13 protein-coding genes and 1 pseudogene are annotated in these 15,666 nt (G+C 71.9%); 4 read left to right on the top strand and 10 right to left on the bottom strand.

What is annotated here, in order from left to right:
- Positions 1-526, bottom strand: a 526-nt coding sequence (locus IEZ17_RS42430) for a CHAD domain-containing protein (protein WP_229852335.1), incomplete at its 3' end; no start/stop codon positions are given.
- 100 nt (positions 527-626) lie between these two features.
- The gene (locus IEZ17_RS17180) at positions 627-2,909 is read right to left on the bottom strand and encodes an RNA degradosome polyphosphate kinase (protein WP_189301034.1); all 2,283 of its coding nucleotides are present in this window, start codon (positions 2,907-2,909) and stop codon (positions 627-629) included.
- Between the two features lie 269 nt (positions 2,910-3,178).
- On the opposite strand from IEZ17_RS17180, the gene IEZ17_RS17175 reads away from it, so the two are divergent.
- Positions 3,179-3,793 (top strand): GNAT family N-acetyltransferase, encoded by a 615-nt coding sequence (locus tag IEZ17_RS17175; RefSeq protein ID WP_229852333.1) that lies wholly within the window; start codon positions 3,179-3,181, stop codon positions 3,791-3,793.
- A gap of 101 nt (positions 3,794-3,894) precedes the next feature.
- Here IEZ17_RS17175 and mshD read toward each other — a convergent pair whose 3' ends face one another.
- The 3 genes and pseudogenes from mshD to IEZ17_RS17160 form a co-directional block, all read right to left on the bottom strand.
- A complete protein-coding gene (gene mshD, locus IEZ17_RS17170) occupies positions 3,895-4,812 on the bottom strand; it encodes a mycothiol synthase (RefSeq protein WP_373299857.1) in 918 nt (305 codons plus the stop codon).
- 17 nt (positions 4,813-4,829) lie between these two features.
- Positions 4,830-5,431 (bottom strand): annotated as a pseudogene (locus IEZ17_RS17165) (XRE family transcriptional regulator).
- Between the two features lie 297 nt (positions 5,432-5,728).
- Positions 5,729-6,586, bottom strand: coding sequence for an SDR family oxidoreductase (locus IEZ17_RS17160; protein WP_189301028.1), 858 nt, complete (start codon positions 6,584-6,586; stop codon positions 5,729-5,731).
- A gap of 217 nt (positions 6,587-6,803) precedes the next feature.
- Between IEZ17_RS17160 and IEZ17_RS17155 the strand changes: the two genes are divergently transcribed.
- On the top strand, positions 6,804-8,186 hold the full coding sequence (locus IEZ17_RS17155; RefSeq protein WP_189301027.1) for an LmeA family phospholipid-binding protein: 1,383 nt from the start codon (positions 6,804-6,806) through the stop codon (positions 8,184-8,186).
- 185 nt (positions 8,187-8,371) lie between these two features.
- Positions 8,372-8,896: an RICIN domain-containing protein gene (locus IEZ17_RS17150; RefSeq protein ID WP_189301025.1), complete on the top strand. Its 525-nt coding sequence runs from the start codon at positions 8,372-8,374 to the stop codon at positions 8,894-8,896.
- A gap of 14 nt (positions 8,897-8,910) precedes the next feature.
- Here IEZ17_RS17150 and IEZ17_RS17145 read toward each other — a convergent pair whose 3' ends face one another.
- From IEZ17_RS17145 to IEZ17_RS17125, 5 genes are all read right to left on the bottom strand, one after another.
- Positions 8,911-10,449 carry a sensor histidine kinase gene (locus IEZ17_RS17145; RefSeq protein ID WP_189301023.1) on the bottom strand — a complete coding sequence of 513 codons (1,539 nt, stop codon included), beginning with the start codon at positions 10,447-10,449 and terminating at the stop codon, positions 8,911-8,913.
- On the bottom strand, positions 10,446-11,186 hold the full coding sequence (locus IEZ17_RS17140) for a response regulator transcription factor (RefSeq protein ID WP_189301021.1): 741 nt from the start codon (positions 11,184-11,186) through the stop codon (positions 10,446-10,448). The genes IEZ17_RS17145 and IEZ17_RS17140 overlap by 4 nt, the downstream gene beginning before the upstream one ends.
- Positions 11,187-11,304: 118 nt before the next feature.
- Positions 11,305-12,432 carry a S1C family serine protease gene (locus IEZ17_RS17135; RefSeq protein ID WP_189301019.1) on the bottom strand — a complete coding sequence of 376 codons (1,128 nt, stop codon included), beginning with the start codon at positions 12,430-12,432 and terminating at the stop codon, positions 11,305-11,307.
- 163 nt (positions 12,433-12,595) lie between these two features.
- On the bottom strand, positions 12,596-13,621 hold the full coding sequence (locus tag IEZ17_RS17130; protein WP_189301017.1) for a LacI family DNA-binding transcriptional regulator: 1,026 nt from the start codon (positions 13,619-13,621) through the stop codon (positions 12,596-12,598).
- Positions 13,622-13,645: 24 nt separating this feature from the next.
- Positions 13,646-14,497, bottom strand: a complete 852-nt coding sequence (locus IEZ17_RS17125) for a response regulator transcription factor (protein WP_229852332.1) — start codon at positions 14,495-14,497, stop codon at positions 13,646-13,648.
- 250 nt (positions 14,498-14,747) lie between these two features.
- Between IEZ17_RS17125 and IEZ17_RS17120 the strand changes: the two genes are divergently transcribed.
- A complete protein-coding gene (locus IEZ17_RS17120; protein ID WP_189301015.1) occupies positions 14,748-15,638 on the top strand; it encodes an alpha/beta hydrolase in 891 nt (296 codons plus the stop codon).
- Positions 15,639-15,666 lie beyond the last annotated feature (28 nt).

Below are 15,666 nucleotides of genomic sequence, written 5' to 3'. Positions count from 1 at the left end.
CCGCGGGGGCGGAAGCGGGGGCCGTACGGCCGCCGCGGGCGCCCCGGCCGCCGCGCTCCGCCGGCCGCTCGGCCCGCTCCACCCGTCCGGTCAGCCGCTGCAACGCCCCCATCAGCCGCTCCCGGCGCGCCTCGTACGCCTGCTCGCGCGCCAGCGTGCCGCTCAACCACCCCAGCTCGGAGCGGAGTTGGTCGGCCCAGACCTCCTCGGTCAGCGGCCGGAAGGTGTGCAGCGTCGCGCTGATCCGGCGCGCCGCGCGGCGCAGCTGACGGGCCGCCTCGCCCGCACCCACCGCGTCCGCGCCGCTCTCCCGGTGCAGCCGGAGACTGCGCAGGAAGTCGGCGGCCTGCCGGTGCAGATAGCCGGCGAGCACGTCCCCGGCGGTCCGGCCGGCGAGCCCGGGGCCCGCGCCGCCGCCGTCCGGCCCGTACTGCGCCGCCGCCCCGTGCCCCCCGACCCCCGGCCCGTAACGGGCCTCCCCGTACGCCGAAATGTCCCCGTACACCGCATCCCCCGGACCGTCCACCACCGCCGCACGGGCTCCCGGCGCTCCGCCGGGCCCGTATCCGATTCCGCTTCCCGTACCGATGCCGAGGAGACCTGGCGACGGCCCCCCGGCCGGCTGGTCATGTCGCTGGGCCACGCCGGCGCCTCCGGGCGTCGATGAGCATTTCCTGTACGTTCCGCAGCGGGGTGCCGTCCGCGTCCACCGACCGCCGGGTCCAGTTGCCGTCCGGGCCCAGGTGCCAGGACGAGGTGGAGTCCGAAGTGCCGGTCTCCAGCATCCTGTTGAGGGCCGCGCGGTGGGCCGGGTCGGAGACCCGGACCAGCGTCTCGATCCGCCGGTCGAGATTGCGGTGCATCATGTCGGCGCTGCCCAGCCACACCTCGGGCTCGCCGCCGCTGCCGAAGGCGAAGATCCGGGAGTGCTCCAGGAAGCGGCCGAGGATGCTGCGGACGCGGATGTTGTCGCTCAGCCCGGGGACCCCGGGGCGCAGCGCGCAGATGCCGCGCACCCAGATGTCGACCGGCACACCGGCCTGCGAGGCCCGGTAGAGCGCGTCGATGACGGCCTCGTCGACCATCGAGTTGACCTTGATCCGGACGTAGGCGGGACGCCCGGCCCGGTGGTGCGCGGCTTCCTTGGCGATGCGCTGTATCAGCCCGTCGCGCAGCGACTTGGGCGCGACCAGCAGCCGGCGGTAGGTCTCCCGCCGGGAGTAGCCGCTCAGCCGGTTGAAGAGGTCGGAGAGGTCGGCTCCCACCTGCGGGTCCGCGGTCAACAGCCCCAGGTCCTCGTACAGCCGGGCCGTCTTGGGGTGGTAGTTGCCGGTCCCCACATGGGAATACCGGCGCAGTATCTCGCCCTCCTGGCGGACGACGAGCGACAGCTTGCAGTGCGTCTTGAGCCCGACCAGGCCGTAGACGACATGGCAGCCGGACTCCTCCAGCTTGCGGGCCCACTTGATGTTGGCCTGCTCGTCGAAGCGCGCCTTGATCTCCACCAGGACCAGCACCTGCTTGCCGGACTCCGCGGCGTCTATCAGGGCGTCCACGATCGGCGAGTGGTCGGAGGTGCGGTAGAGGGTCTGCTTGATGGCGAGCACGTTCGGGTCGGCCGCGGCCTGCTCCAGGAACGCCTGCACGGAGGTGGAGAAGGAGTCGTACGGGTGGTGCAGCAGCACGTCGCGGGCGCGCAGCGCGGCGAAGATGTCGGGCGCGGAAGCGGACTCCACCTCCGCGAGGTCGCGGTGCGTACCGGCCACGAACTTCGGGTACTTCAGCTCCGGCCGGTCCAGCGCCCCGATCCCGAACAGCCCGGTCAGATCGAGCGGTCCCGGCAGCGGATAGACCTCGGCCTCGGAGACCTTCAGCTCCTGGACGAGCAGGTCGAGCACGCCCGGGTCGATGGACTCCTCGACCTCCAGCCGGACGGGCGGCCCGAAGCGCCGCCGCATCAGCTCCTTCTCCAGCGCCTGGAGCAGGTTCTCCGCGTCGTCCTCCTCCACTTCCAGGTCTTCGTTGCGGGTCACCCGGAACATGTGGTGCGCCCGCACCTCCATCCCCGGGAACAGCTCCTCCAGGTGGGCGGCGATCACGTCCTCGATGGGGACATAGCGCTGCGAGGACGCCTCCAGGAAGCGGGAGAGCAGCGGCGGAACCTTCACGCGCGCGAAGTGATCATGGCCGCTGACCGGGTTCCTGACCACCACGGCCAGATTCAGCGACAGGCCGGAGATGTACGGGAACGGATGCGCCGGATCGACCGCCAGCGGAGTCAGGACCGGGAAGATCTGCTGCCGGAAGAGCGTGAACAGCCGGGCCTGCTCCTTCTCGGTGAGATCGGGCCAGCGGATCAGGTGAATGCCCTGCTCGGCGAGCTCGGGGGCGACGTCCTGCTGGTAGCAGGCGGCATGCCGGGCCATGAGCTCGCGGGACCGCGTCCAGATGAGGTCCAGCACCTCGCGGGGCTGGAGGCCGGACGCGGAGCGGGTGGCGACCCCGGTGGCGATCCGGCGCTTGAGGCCGGCGACCCGGACCATGAAGAACTCGTCCAGATTGCTGGCGAAGATCGCCAGGAAGTTCGCCCGCTCCAGCAGCGGGGTGGCCGGGTCCTCCGCCAGCTCCAGCACCCGCTCGTTGAAGGCCAGCCAGCTGCGCTCGCGGTCCAGGAAGCGCCCGCTGGGCAGCTCCTCACCGTTCGCGTCCGGGACGCCCCGCTCCTCGTACGCGTCCGGATCGGCGTCCAGGTCGGGCTCCAGACCGGAGAGTGTGCCGCTGACCGCGTGCGGGCGGTGCGCAGCGATCGAGCCCACCGACGGCTGCACCGAGGGGCCCGCCGCCCTCGGCGTTTCCTGGGACGGCATCTCGGGCTGGGCCGGGGCCTGAGCGCTGCGCTGCTGGTTCATGTCCTCATTCTTCCGCGCTACGGCGGTTCCAGGCGCGTCAGGAGGCGGCGGAGCGACGGAGAGCCGCGGTTTCGGCACGTTCGGCACAGCGGGCTGCATTCAGTGATGCTCGCAAGCGATATTGAATCGCCGGTAACGCGGACATGGCGGCCAGGCAATCGGGGGGCTACTCCCGGGTATTTTCCGGCCCGGGACGCCGTGCCGATCTTCGCGACGGCCAATCCGGAAACCCGGCTGCACCTCCCGTACCCGTTCCCTACGCTGACCGCGTGCCCCTGCCATCCGCTCCACCCGCCCCGCCGCTCCCGTTCACCCCCCGCTACCCGCTCCGCACCGAGCGCCTGGACCTCCGCCCCGTACGCCACGACGACTTCGCCGCGATCCACGCCTATCAGCGCCGCCCCGAGGTCTGCCGTTACCTCTACTGGGGCCCCCTCGACGAGGCCGGCTCGCGCGCCTCCGTCGCCGCGAAGGCAGCCCGTACGACGCTGCGGGACTCCGGCGACTTCCTCCAGCTCGCCGTCGTCCTGCACGAGACCGGCACCCTGGTCGGCGATGTCACCTTCGTCTACACGAGCCGCGAGCACGGCCAGGGCGGCATCGGCTATGTCTTCGACCCCGAGCACACGGGCCGCGGCTACGCCACCGAGGCGTCCCGGGCCCTGCTGAAGCTGGGCTTCGAGGACCTCCGACTGCACCGCATCCAGGCCGAGTTGGACGGCCGCAACACCGCCTCCGCCAAGCTGCTGGAGCGGCTGGGCATGCGCCGCGAGGGCCACCTGCGGGAGAACGAGTTCCTCGACGGCGAATGGACCGACGAGGTGGTCTACGCGATGCTGGCGCGCGAGTGGCGCGCACAGCGGGATCATCAGCGGCAGCCGTAGCCACCGCCTTCAGCCGCAGCCGGACGGTGCGCGGCGGGGCGGACCGTACCGGTCCGCCCCGCCGCGCTCAGCTCTCCGCGCTCTCCGCGCGATACGCCGCCTCAGGTCTCCGACCGGTACATCAGATCCGTCTCGTGCGTGACGAACCCCAGCCGCTCGTACACGCTCATCGCCGCCAGGTTGTCCGCGTCCACGTACAGCATCACGGTCGCCAGCCCCTGCCCCGCCAGGTGTCGCAGCCCGATCGTGGTCAGCGCCTTGCCCAGCCCGCCGCCCTGCGCGCCCGGCCGCACGCCGACCACGTACACCTCGCCGAGGCCCTCCTCGGCGTGCACCTTGGTCCAGTGGAAGCCGACCAGCCGGCCGTCCTTCTCCGCCAGGAAGAAGCCCTTCGGATCGAACCACGGCTCGGCCTTGCGGTCGTCCAGGTCACGCTGGGTCAGCGAGCCCTGCTCGGGGTGGTGTGCGAACGCCTCGGCGTTCACCTCCAGCCACGCCGCGTCATCGGTCTCCGGCTGGAAGGTACGGACGGTCACGCCCTCGGGCAGCACCGGCTCCGGCAGGTCCAGATCCGCCAGCGAGCGCCGCAGCTGCCGCAGCTCCCGGAACATCGTCAGACCCAGGGTCTGCGCGAGATGCCGGGCGGCCGGGTGACCGCCGTGCGCCCACACCCGCAGCCGGCGCCCGGACTGCTCCATCAGCTCACCGCCCAGCGCCCGGCCGTGGCCCCGGCCGCGGTGCCCCGGATGGACCACCAGCTCGGCGGCCGGCGCCTCCACCGGGTCGGTGTCCTCCAGCTGCCCGTACGCGACCAGCTGTCCGCCGTCGTCCCCGGGCACGTACACCAGCACATGCCGGACGCCCTCCCGCTTGCCGCCCCGCAACTGGAGCCGGCCCTGCTCGGACACGGCCGGCTGCCCGTCCGTCCGCGCGGCCCGTTCGATCAGATCGAGGACGGTCGCGGCCTCATCCGGCGCGACCTCGTCGACCACCTGGATCCTGCGGCCGGTCCGGCCCATCTCCTGTGCAGCGTCAGTCATGTGTGAAGCGTACGACGAGGCCGCCGGGCCGCGGGGGTGCCGCGGGCGCGGCCGTGTACGGGCCCCGGGTGCCTCCCTGAGACCGGCACAGCCCCCGCCCACAGCTCTTCCGCATGCTCCGCGAACCGGTCGGACATCCCGCCCGCCCCGTACCGCTTCAGGTGCAGCAACGGCGAATCGTGCCCGACCAGTCGTGCGAGATGCGGGGTGACCAGCGCGTTGTCGTCGAAGCGGAACACCGGGAGCCCGATGTGCGAGGCCGCGTCCGCAGCGGCGGAGGTCCGTGCCTCCACCCTTCCACCGGCCCCAGCTTCTCCAGCTCACCAAGGGTGATCCTGATCCGTGTGGACACCGTCAAGGCAACGTCCTCGACCGCCTCGCGCTGACGCGTCACCTCCCCTTCCGGATCCCCCAGCAGGAAACGGACCCGGCAACCGCCCTCGGCCTTGGCGCGCAGCGTCGCCGTGAATGCCGGCTGCTGCGTCCAGAGGAAGTAGTTCGTGTACCCGGCGAAGGACAGGTCGCGGGTCGTGTGCCCGATCAGGTCCGCCCACACCGTGGACGGGCAGGCGGATCGGTACGGGTAGCTGTGGACGATCTCCCGGTCAGCACCGGTCCGCGCCGGCGGGTCGTGCCCGGTGAGCGCCCGCGAGGACCGGCAGGCGCCGGAGCGGCCTCGTATGACCCTGCGCGTATATACGGTGAACGGCCGCGGCGTCGTGACGCAGGAGCGGGCCGAAGTGCGGGTCATGGCCGGTGAGATGACCGATCCCGACGTCCTCGGGCTGGTCTGTCCGCCTTGCCGGTGCCGGCGCTGCCGGACCGCTGCATGGGCGGCGGCGGGGCAGGCGCCGGCGTAGTCATCGCCTGGCGGTGCAGTTGATCGGCAGTGCGTTCAGGAAAAGTCCCCCGCGTGATCCCGGGCCCACTGGGCGAAGGGGCGGGCCGGGCGGCCGGTGAGGCGTTCGACGGCGTCGGAGACGGGGAAGAGGGGGGCGTCGACCGACTCGCCGAAGAGGCGGATGAGTTCGCGGGCCGCCTCGATGGGGAAATGGGGGCCGGACATGGCCTCGGCGGCCTCGTCCTCCGAGATCTGCTCCATGCGGGTCGGGCGGCCGATCGCCTCGCCGATGGCGGCGACCTGCTGGGCGTTGGTGAGCGACTCGGGGCCGGTGAGCAGGTAGGTCTGGTTCCGGTGGGTGCCGGTGTCGTCCAGGAGGGCGACGGCGGCGACGTCCGCGAGGTCGGCCTCGTGGACGGGGACGCCCTGGGCGCCCGGGTGCGGGTCGCGGACGACCCCGGACTCGCGGACGGCCGGGGCCCAATTGAGCGCGTTGGTGGCGTAGTTGCCGCCGCGCAGGAAGGTCCACTCCAGGCCGGAGTCGCGTACCGCGCGTTCCAGCGCGGCGTGGTTGCGGGCGATGAAGTTGGTCTCGTCGGCGGGCGTGTCGGTCACCGAGAGGGAGGAGTTGAGGACGATACGGCGGACGCCGGCCTTGGCCGCGGCGTCGATCAGCCGGGACGCGGCCTCGCCGCCGCCGGCCGCGAGGTTGAGGAAGAGGGCGTCGGCGTCGGTGAGGAGCGGGGTGAGGTCGGTCTCCTCGCCGAGGTCGGCGCGGACCACCTCGGCCCGGTCCGGGAGTCCGGCCCGCGCCGGGTCGCGGGTCAGCGCGCGGACGACGGCGCCTTCCTCAAGGAGGCGGGCGACAAGGCTGCGGCCGATATTGCCGGTTGCTCCGGTTACCACGATCATGGGGCACTCCTTCACAGCATTCAGAGGGGCCACAAGGGCCGGCGGAATCAGCGGGCACGGGCGTGGCGTGGCACGCCGCCCGGAGGTGTGACGCTAGTTCAGGTCCGTGCCGGAGCGCGGCAATTTTTCGCCAAGGCCGTCCGAACAACCTTCGCATATCTCACATTCCACGGGTGAGACTTGCGCTCCGGGGTCCCGCCCGTGGTGGGATATGCGGATGCGAACCCCCATACGCATAGCTTCACCCTCGCCGATACCCGCCGGTCAGCAGCCCCTCAATTCCCGTATGCCGGGCGGCCAGGACGACCCGCAGGGCGACACGAGAGAGCTCGAAAAGGTCAATCCGTACGCGGATCTGGCCGCCCTCGCGGATCCGGAGCCGCAACCGGAGCCGGAATACGCCCCGGAGTACGCGGCGGCGCCCCGGCGGCGGACGTATCTCAACGAGCGTGACGACACCGACGACCCGCTGGGTCTGGGGCTGCGCGCGGATGACGAGGACGAGGAGTGGGCGCCGCCCAACCACCGCCGGACGAAGCGCGGGATCAGCCGGTTCGCGGCCGTACCGCGCACCATCAAGCTGCTGGTCGCGCTGCTGGTGTGCGCCGGAGTCCTCACCCTCGGCGACCGGTTCGCCGTCCTCTACGCGCAGAACAAGGCCGGGGAGGAGGTGAAGAAGGCGCTGCACCTCCAGGCCAGGCCCGAAGTCGACATCAAGGGATTCCCCTTCCTCACCCAGGTCTTCGACAAGCGGCTGGACCAGGTGGACGTCATCATTCCGAACGTCGCCGCGGACCGCGTCTCACTGGCGAAGGTCGAGGCGAGCGCGAAGGACATCCGGCTGGACGGGAATCTGCCGTCCGACATCAAGGGCGCCACCATCGGCGCCATGCACGGCAGCGTCCTGCTGGCCTTCGACGACATGAACCGCGAACTCGGCGCGTCCCAGGTGAAGTTCAGCGGAATGGGCACGAACGGCGTCCGGGCGGTCGGTGAACTGCCCATCGCAGGCCACACCTTGCGCGTTCATGCCGAGGCGCGCATTCAGCGCAACGGCGACCGGGGAATCTCCACCGATATCAGCCAGATGCAGCTCGACATCGGCGATGTCGCCGTCTACCGCCCGGGCACCGGAAAGGACGAGGGGCTGCGGCTGACCCCCAAGGCCGCCGCCGAGGTCAGCCGGCAGGCCGCCAAGGTGAAGGCGATGCTCAGCATTCCGGCGATCGCGGAACGCATCGGAATCCCGAAGGAATACATCGACGCGGCGCTGCGCAGCGACGACAAACTGCACGAGCTGATCGGGTCGCCGCGCTTCGTCCACCAGCTGATGCAGGTCAACCTCGTCGACGTGGTGACGGACCACCCCTGGCTGCTCCAGAAGGTCGGCATCGACCCGAAGGTGCTCGGCGCGCTGACCGGTCTGACCAAGCCTCAGATCGCCGACCGGCTGTCGCTCTCCTTCCAGCTCCCGAAAACGCCGGGGGATATCCGGCTGCGGCACATCTCCGTGGAGAGCGACGGTATCCGGGCCGATCTGACGGGGTCGGACCTGCCGTTCGGCGATGCGGCGAAGAAGGGGAAGCAGAGGGGGAAGTGAAATGGGGGAAGTGAAGTCATGGGGCAACGGGGTGACTGAATCGGACAATTGCGGGTTTCGAGTTTGCGGGAGCCCGCGCCACGCGTTGGGGTGAACGCCGATAACCAGCCCGCCGGCCCGCTGTTTCCGCCTGGCAATCTGGCCGCGTCGGAAACAACTCCCGGAAACAGGGAAGAGGTGGCTTCGTGCGTTCTCGCAGGAAGACCTGGCGGCGGGCCCTGGCCGTTCTGGCCGTGACGGCCTCGGTTGCGGCGGTGGCTCCTGGCGCCGGTGCGCAGAGCCGGGGGCGGGTCTCGGAGGCGGCCGGGCAGTACCGGATCACCACGTTCGCGAACAAGTGCCTGGATGTCGCGCGGCGGAGCGCCGAGGACGATGCCCCCGTCATCCAGTACGAATGCACCGGGGGACCCAACCAGGAATTCAGGTTCGTCCCCCGCGGCGGGGACACGTTCGAGATCCGCACCGTCGCGGGCAAGTGTCTCGATGTGCGGGGCGGAATCGTGGCGGACGGCACGCCGGTCATCCAGTGGGGGTGCAACGGCGGGCGCAACCAGCTGTTCCGGCTCCGGAATGTCGGCGACCGGCGTTTCGAGATCGGCACCTTCTCCGGCAAGTGCCTTGACGTGCGCGGCGGAAGCCTCGCCGACGAGACGCCGATCGTCCAGTGGGAGTGCAACGGTCGGCCCAACCAGGTGTTCCGGATCCTCTGAGGCCCCCGGTCCCGCTACTCGGCCCCCGGCGCGTCCGGTGCCTCGCCCGGCTCCCCCGGCTCTCCCGGCACCCCCGGCGTCTCCGGTGGCGGGGTGGCGGCCCCCGGCATGGTCAGCAGGGCCTCCGTACCGCCGCCCGGTGCGTTGCGCAGGCGTACGCCGCCGCCCGCCTGTTCCGCCGTGCGGGCCACGATGGACAGGCCCAGTCCGCTGCCGGGGAGGCTGCGGGCGGACGGGGAGCGCCAGAAGCGCTCGAAGACGTGCGGGAGTTCGTTCTCGGGGATGCCGGGGCCGTGGTCGCGCACCGTCAGTGCGCCGCTCTTCAGGCGGACCTCGACCGTGCCGCCGGACGGGCTGAACTTGACGGCGTTGTCGAGGAGGTTGACCACCGCGCGCTCCAGGGCGGCCGGTTCGGCGCGTACGAACCAGGGGTCGAGGTCGGCGGTGATGGCCAGCGACGGGCCGCGCAGCCGGGCACGTTCGAGGGCGGAGCCGACGATGTCGTGGAGCGCCACGACGCGGACGGCCGCCGAGGGGGCGCCGAAACCGTTCTCGGGCGGGCGGGAGAGCACCTGGAGGTCGCCGATGAGGGCGGCCAGCTCGCCCATCTGGGCCTTGACGGAGGTCAGCAGGGCTTCCTTGTCGGCCGCCGGGATCTGCCGGCCGGAGCGTTCGCTGCGCTCCAGGAGGTCGATGTTGGTGCGGAGGGAGGTGAGCGGCGTACGGAGTTCGTGACCGGCGTCGGCGATGAGCTGCTGCTGGAGCTCGCGGGAGGCGGCCAGCGCGGCGGTCATGGCGTTGAAGGACCGGGAGAGGCGGGCGATCTCGTCCTCGCCGTCCGTGGGGATGCGGATGGTCAGGTCCTGCGTGCGGGCGACATGCTCGACGGCGTCGGTCAGCCGGTCGACCGGCTTGAGGCCCGCGCGGGCCACCCACAGGCCGGCGGTGGCGGCGCCCAGCACCCCGACCCCGGCGACGACCAGCAGCACCAGCGCGAGCTGGTTGAGCGGATCGGTGACCTGATCCATCGGCGCGGCCACGGAGATCGCCAGGTGGCTGTCCTGGATGTCGGTGCCCGGCCCGCGGTAGGGCACGGTCGAGACCCGCATCTCGGTGCCGTTCACGTCCTTGGTGGTGTGCACGGCGCCGGCCAGCCGCCCGTCGGCGACCGCCTTGTCCTTGCGCTGGGCGGGGATCTGCCACTTGTCCGGCGAGGTGCAGACATAGCCGGACGGGGTGACCAGCTGGATGGTGTACGGGGTGGGCTGGAAGCGGACGTTCGGCAGCGTGCCGGTGACGCAGCGGGTGCTGAGCGCCTGGACGTATTCGGAGTTCACGTCGACGGTGCTCAGCGTCGTGTCGAGCTGCTCGGTGAGCCGGTCGCGGGTGATCAGCCAGCAGGCGGCGGCCGACAGGGCCACCGCGAAGGCGACCGCGACCGCGGTGAGCAGTGCCAGGCGGGAGCGCAGCGGCAGTCGGTGGTAGCGGGTCAGGCCGATCCAGGAACGGCGGGTGTCGCCCGGCCCGTTCGGCTCGGCTGTGGTGGTGGTCATTCCGTGCCGCCGTCCAGCCTGAGGACGTAGCCGACTCCCCGGACGGTGTGGACGAGCCGCGGTTCGCCGCCCGCTTCCGTCTTGCGGCGCAGATACATCACGTACACGTCCAGGGAGTTGGAGGTCGGTTCGAAGTCGAAGCCCCATACGGCTTTCAGGATCTGTTCGCGGGTGAGGACCTGGCGCGGGTGGGCCAGGAACATCTCCAGGAGGGTGAACTCGGTGCGGGTCAGCTCGACGGGGCGGCTGCCGCGCACGACCTCGCGGGTGCCCAGGTTCATCCGCAGGTCGGCGAAGGTCAGGATCTCGCTCTCGTCGGGCGGGGTGGCGCCGGCCGCCGCCGCGTACGAGCTGCGGCGGAGCAGTGCGCGGATGCGGGCCAGCAGCTCGTCCAGCTCGAAGGGCTTGACCAGGTAGTCGTCGGCGCCGGCGTCCAGTCCGGTGACCCGGTCGCCGACGGTGTCCCGGGCGGTCAGCATCAGGATCGGTACGGTCACCCCGTTCGCCCGCAGCCGGCGGGCGGCCGTGAGCCCGTCCATCCGGGGCATGAGCACGTCCAGCACGATCAGTTCGGGGTCGTACGCGGCGACCTTCTCCACCGCGTCCAGGCCGTCGACCGCTTGCTCCGTCCCGTACCCCTCGAAGGCGAGCGAGCGCTGTAGCGCCTCGCGGACCGCGGGCTCGTCGTCGACGATCAGGATGCGGGCGGGGTGATCACCGTGCTCGGCGGGGCTCATGTGCGTGGCTACCTCGGGGTGCGTCGCGGACCGGCTGGACCTTCCTCTCCTTCAGCCTGGCACGGATGCCGGGCTGTCGGGTGCCGGGCGCTCGGACCTCTCGGCCGGACGCGGGCGGTCAGACCCCGCTGTTGCTGCCGCCGCTGCCGCCGCTGCGCAGTGAGGCCAGGTCGGCCTTGACGGTGTTGATCGGTATCGCGAAGCCGAGGCCGATGCTGCCCGCCTGGCTGCTGTCCGACGAACTCGGGGCGTACATCGCCGAGTTGATGCCGATGATCTGCCCCTGGAGGTTGATCAGGGCGCCGCCGGAGTTGCCGGGGTTGAGCGCGGCGTCGGTCTGTATCGCCTTGTACGAGGTCTTGGACGAGCCGGTGTCGCCGTTGTACTGGTTGCCGCCGAACTCGAACGGCCAGCCGCCCCCGCCACCGCCGAAGCCGCCGCCCTGCCCCTGGCGCTGGTCCTGTCCCTGGCCGGACTCCTTGGGGACGGTCACATCGCGGTTGAGCGCGGAGACGATGCCGCTGGTCACCGAGCCGGTCAGGCCCTCGGGCGAGCCGATCGCCACCACCGGGTCACCGACCGCGAGCTTGCCGGAGTCGCCGAGCGTGGCGTGGGTCATCCCACTGGCGCCCTGGACCTTGATCAGCGCCAGGTCCTTGTCGGGGTCGGTGCCGACGACGGTCGCGGTCTTCCGGCTGCCGTCGCTGAAGGTGACGGTCACCGTGCGGGCGCCGGACACCACGTGGTTGTTGGTGATGATCTCGCCGCTGCCCGTGATGACCACGCCCGAGCCGGTGGACTCGCCGCCCGCCGCCCGCGCCTTGATCTCCACGATGGCCGGGCTGACCGCCTTGGCGACCCCGGCGACGCCGCTGCCGGAGTTCTGCCCGGCGTTGACGAGCGGGGTGGAGACGCCGCTGGACTGCCCGCCGTTCTGCGTGGCGCCGGCTATCAGCGCCGCGCTGCCGCCGCCGATGAGACCGGAGGCCAGCGCCACCGCCGCGATCAGCGCGATCGGCCGGCGGGCCCGGCGCCGCGGCTCGGCCGCCCCGGCGTCGCCCGCGTCCGAGTACCCCGGTACGTACGGCGGGGGCGGCGGCACGGCGCCCGGCTCGCCGGCGCCGGCGTACATCCGGCTCTGGTCGGCACCCGGGGCGCCGCCCTGGGTGCTGCCGTACTCGGTGCCGTATGCGTACGGCCGGTCCTGGGGCATCTCATCGCCGCTGCGGCGGTAGCTCTCGGTCATGGCTACGACTCTGCGGGCGCTGCATGAGAACCGTCTGAGAACGCCCTGAGAGACCCGACAGAAGTCGGTATGCCCGGTATAAGGAAGCCCGCGGTGCGGCACCGTTCAGCGGCCGGGCGCCGGGGCGGTCCCCGGCCGGCGGCCCGGGCGCCCTCCGGCCCGCTCAGCTCCCGCAGCCGCAGGACCGCCGGACGACCAGCCGCGACGGGAACTGCCGCAGCCGCTCCCGGCGCGAGCCGACCACCCGCAGCCCGTCGTCCAGCACCAGGTCGACCGCCGCCCGGGCCATCGCCTGCCGGTCCGAGGCGACCGTGGTCAGCGGCGGATCGGTGAGCGCGGCCTCCTTCACATCGTCGAAGCCCGCGACCGCCAGCGCGCCCGGCACGTCGATCCGCAGCTCGCGGGCGGCCCGCAGCACACCGATCGCCTGGTCGTCGGTGGCGCACATGATGGCCGGCGGCCGGTCCGGCCCGGACAGCACCCGGAGCGCGACCTGATAGGCGTCGTAGCGGTTGTACGGGGCCTCGAAGTAGCGGCCCTCCGGCGACTTCCCGGACTCCAGCATGGCCCGCCGCCAGCCCTCGACGTGGTCGGTGACCGGGTCGCCGGACTTCGGCGTCTCCTCCGTACCACCCAGGAAGGCCACGTACGGATGGCCGTGCTCCAGCAGATGCCGGGTCGCCAGCTGCGCGCCCCAGATGTCGTCCGTCATCACCGCGACGTCGTCGATGGCGTCCGGCCGCCGGTGCAGCAGCACCACCCGGGCGTCCCAGGCGTCGATCTCCGCGGCGGCGTGCTCGCTGGGGCCCTGGCTGATCAGGATCAGCCCGGAGACCCGCATCCCGAGGAACGCGCGCAGATAGTGCACCTCGCGCTCGTCGATGTAGTTGGCGTTGCCGACCAGCACCATCTTTCCGCGCTCGGAGGCGGCCTGCTCGACGGCGTGTGCCATCTCCGCGAAGAACGGCTGCCGGGTGTCCGGCACGATCAGGCCTATGAGGTCCGTACGGCGGGACGCCATGGCCTGCGCGACCCGGTCGGGCCGGTAGCCGAGCTCCTTGATGGCGGCGAGCACCCGCTCGCGCGTGGCCGGGGCGACCGGCCTCGGTCCGTTGTTGATGACGTAACTGACAACGGCGGTGGAAGTCCCCGCCAATTTCGCTACGTCATCCCGCGTCACCTTGGCCACGCGCGGCAGTCTACGCGGGTGGCCCTACCGGCGGGCAGGCTGTACGGGTGCGGATTCCGCTCCCGGCCGGGACGCGCCCGGGGACGCCTTCCGAGCGCCGTCACCAGCGGCGGAGTCCCCGCCACCGGCACGCGGCCCGTCGCCGTCCCCGGCCGCCCGCCCGGCGTCGCCCGTGGCCTTCGCCTCGGCCGCCGCCCGCTCCACCTTCTCCGGCGTGACGAAGCGGTAGCCGACGTTGCGGACCGTGCCGATCAGCGACTCGTGCTCGGGACCGAGCTTGGCGCGCAGCCGCCGGACGTGCACATCGACCGTGCGGGTCCCACCGAAGTAGTCGTAGCCCCAGACCTCCTGGAGGAGCTGGGCGCGGGTGAAGACCCGGCCCGGGTGCTGCGCCAGGTACTTCAGCAGCTCGAACTCCTTGAAGGTCAGGTCCAGCACGCGGCCCTTCAGCTTGGCGCTGTAGGTGGCCTCGTCCACCGAGAGATCACCGCTGCGGATCTCCATGGGGCCGCTGTCGGTGGTGATCTGCTGGCGGCCCATCGCCAGCCGCAGCCGCGCCTCCACCTCGGCGGGGCCCGCCGTGTCGAGCATCACGTCGTCGATGCCCCAGTCGGCGGTCACGGCGGCCAGACCGCCCTCCGTCACCACCAGCACCAGCGGGCAGCCCGGACCGGTGGACCGCAGCAGCTGGCACAGGGACCGCACCTGCGGAAGATCGCGGCGGCCGTCGATCAGTATGACGTCGGCCCCGGGGGTGTCGATCAGGGCCGGGCCCTCGGCGGGGGCCACCCGGACGCTGTGCAGCAGCAGGCCGAGCGCCGGAAGCACCTCCGTCGACGGCTGGAGTGCGTTGGTCAGCAGCAGAAGCGAACTCACTTCCGACCACCTACCCGGTTTCCGGCGAGCTTCATCCTGTGCGGCTCGCTGTCCTGCTCGCTTCGCTTGCCCATGACGTCTGGTTCCTCCTCGGTCCCTGCGACGGGGGCACCACCCGGCGCGAACCGGGGGAGTCTGCGGCACTGCTTCGTACGGGGTGCTTCCCGTCACACGCGTTGCATGCGTGAAAGCACAAAAGGACCCGGGGGCGACGCTGCCCGGATCCTTCTTGCCCAGCAGAATAGCTCACATGAGTTGCGGACCCGAGGCCGATTTTGCGCGTTCTTGTGTTCCGTCGATCACTTCGAGTGGTCACCGGGCCGCGTTGTTGACGGACGACGGCGTACGGATCGAGGCCCTCCACACCCCCCGAACGGCCCCTGCGGGAACGCCCCATGAGCCCGCCGCAGCGCCCGCCGGCGCGCTCGCGATCGTCCTCGCGCACGGCTTCACCGGCTCCCTGGAAAGACCCGCACTGCGTCGCGCCGCGGTCGCTTTTTCCCAGCATGTGGACGTGATCACGTTCTCCTTCCGGGGCCACGGCGGCTCCGGCGGGCGCTCCACCGTCGGCGACCGGGAGGTCTTCGACCTGGCCGCCGCGGTCCGCTGGGCCCGCGCCCTGGGCCACCGCCGGGTCGCCACCGTCGGCTTCTCCATGGGCGGCTCGGTCGTCCTGCGGCAGGCCGCGATGTACGGGCGGCAGGGGACGGATTTCGGCCAGAGGGAGCACGGGGAGCGCACGGTTGCGCGCCCCGACGCCGTCGTCGCCGTCAGCGCCCCCGCCCGCTGGTACTACCAGGGCACCGCGCCCATGCGCCGCCTCCACTGGGTCGTCACCCGCCCGACCGGCCGCCTGGTCTCCCGCCTCGGCCTGCGCACCAGGATCCACCCCGAGGACTGGGACCCGGTCCCGCTCTCCCCCACCGAGGCCGTCCCGCTGATCGCGCCCGCTCCCCTCCTCCTCGTCCACGGCGACCGCGACCCGTACTTCCCCCTCGACCACCCCCGCATGCTGCTGGCCGCCGGCGACCCCGCCACCACCGAGCTGTGGATCGAGCGGGGCTTCGGGCACGCGGAGAACGCGGCGGACGACGCGCTGCTGGGGCGGATCGGCGCGTGGGTGGCGGCCCGGACGGGCTGAGCCGGTCCACGGACCGGGCCGGGCCGGG

This window comes from Streptomyces albospinus, from assembly GCF_014648695.1.
Lineage (GTDB): Bacteria > Actinomycetota > Actinomycetes > Streptomycetales > Streptomycetaceae > Streptomyces > Streptomyces albospinus.
This window is presented reverse-complemented; position numbering and strand designations above follow the sequence as displayed.